This is a genomic window from Gilliamella sp. Nev5-1, from assembly GCF_001690895.1.
Taxonomy (GTDB): domain Bacteria; phylum Pseudomonadota; class Gammaproteobacteria; order Enterobacterales; family Orbaceae; genus Gilliamella; species Gilliamella apicola_C.
Genome location: NZ_LZHO01000041.1, coordinates 1 through 1,591 on the forward strand (window position 1 = coordinate 1; position 1,591 = coordinate 1,591).

The following is a 1,591-nucleotide window of genomic DNA, read 5'->3' on the forward strand; positions in this document are numbered from 1 at the left end:
ATTGGTACCTTTGAGACCCATTGTAGGTTTTGATTTGTCTAACGTTAATGCTTGTGTTAAAGCGACTCTTTCTGGATTATTTTTTAATTCCTTTGATAATAAAAAGACCATTTTCATTGGAACTTTAGAAGTTTCTAATTTTAATAGCATATTTTTACCTTTATTTTACTTTTTCAAAATGAACAATATTTTCATTAAAAATCTCTATACCTCTACCTTGTCCAAGTTGAGTTGTCATTTGCCCACCTTCAACTTTAAAACGAGTATTGGTTTTCATCCATTTCCCAGTTTTAATCGACATATTAGGAAATACTTTTGCCGCTGCAGAATTTGCTGCAATACCTATTTCTTCTAACTTAGCAAATGTTCCTTGTTTAACCACGATTTTTACGGTTACTCCATTATATTTTGATGAATATCCTAAAACTGGAGAGATGGAAGTTTCGGTTGTTGGAGGCATTATGCCTGTTCTCTCAAACTGCTTAAATTGCTCTTGTGACATAGTTCTATAAACAATTTCATTACCATATGCATCATACTGCTGAACAGGACTTAATGGATCCTTAGCGGTAGTGGTTGGAATACCTATCTTTTCTTTTCCTGCAACCCCTTCAAATCCACTATTTTCAACCTTAATCAACCCTAACGGATCTATCCAATTTATCGGATCACCATTGACATATTGATAACTATTTAAGCCACCCAGTATACCTAGTGGGTCTTGGGTGATATATCTGCCGGTAAATGGGTCGTAATAGCGGTTTAGGTTGTAATGAAGTCCTGTTTCCTCATCATAATATTGCCCTTGGAATCTTAACGGGTTATCGGGCAGGGCTTGGGTATCGTCCTGATGGTAGGTTTCGTTTGTAACTATCCCCTAAAATAGTACAGCCAAAAAGTAGGAAATTCTCTATGATAAAAGTAAAAGAGGATTCAATGATGAAAAAAATGACTGAACATCAAATCGTCGCTATTTTAAAAGAAGCTGAAGCGGGTATTCCTGTCAAGGAGCTCTGTCGTAAATAGGGCATGGGTAATTCAACTTTCTATAAATGGCGTGATAAATACGGTGGTATGGAAATTTCAGACATCAAACGTTTAAAGGAGCTGGAGGCGGAAAACCGTAAACTTAAACAGATGTTTGCTGAGCTCAGTTTAAAATCTCAGCTTCAGGAAGAAATCATAAAAAAGCTTTAGTGCCAACAGGGGCACGTAAAACGTGGGCACAGCAACTACAACAAAATCATTCAGTTACTATTGCTATGAGTTGTGCCATTGTTGGTTTAAGCCGTTGTGCTTACTATTATCAAGCTAAGTTACAGGATGATTCGGTGATTGTTTCGGTGTTGAATGCTATCACAGACCGGCATTTACGCTGGGGCTTTCCTAAATGTTTTAATCGTATCAGAAAGCTCGGCTATCAATGGAATCATAAACGGGTATATCGGGTGTATTGTGAATTAAAGCTTAATCTCAGGGTAAAGCGTAAAAAACGCATTCCTCCACGATGCCCGGAAAGGTTATTAGCCCCCAATAAACAAGGTGAATGTTGGTCAATGGATTTTATGAGTGATAGTCGCTGTAATCAACG

Annotated in this window: 3 protein-coding genes and 1 pseudogene; 2 read left to right on the forward strand and 2 right to left on the reverse strand. The window is 37.3% G+C overall.

Going from position 1 to position 1,591, the window contains the following annotated elements:
- Nucleotides 1-160: 160 nt before the first annotated feature.
- Nucleotides 161-640, reverse strand: coding sequence for a hypothetical protein (locus tag A9G41_RS06230; protein WP_065582622.1), 480 nt, complete (start codon nt 638-640; stop codon nt 161-163).
- A gap of 57 nt (nt 641-697) precedes the next feature.
- Nucleotides 698-874, reverse strand: a pseudogene (locus A9G41_RS14700) (RHS repeat-associated core domain-containing protein); the annotation flags it as partial.
- 155 nt (nt 875-1,029) lie between these two features.
- On the opposite strand from A9G41_RS14700, the gene A9G41_RS13920 reads away from it, so the two are divergent.
- On the forward strand, nt 1,030-1,197 hold the full coding sequence (locus A9G41_RS13920; RefSeq protein ID WP_081302164.1) for a transposase: 168 nt from the start codon (nt 1,030-1,032) through the stop codon (nt 1,195-1,197).
- The coding region (locus A9G41_RS06240) for an IS3 family transposase (RefSeq protein WP_143425423.1) at nt 1,197-1,591 on the forward strand (395 nt) is incomplete at its 3' end. The genes A9G41_RS13920 and A9G41_RS06240, both read left to right, overlap by 1 nt.

Bases quoted from the DNA above. Each gene is read 5' to 3' on its own strand.
- A9G41_RS13920 (WP_081302164.1), top strand. From the start codon at position 1,030: ATGGGTAATTCAACTTTCTATAAATGGCGTGATAAATACGGTGGTATG.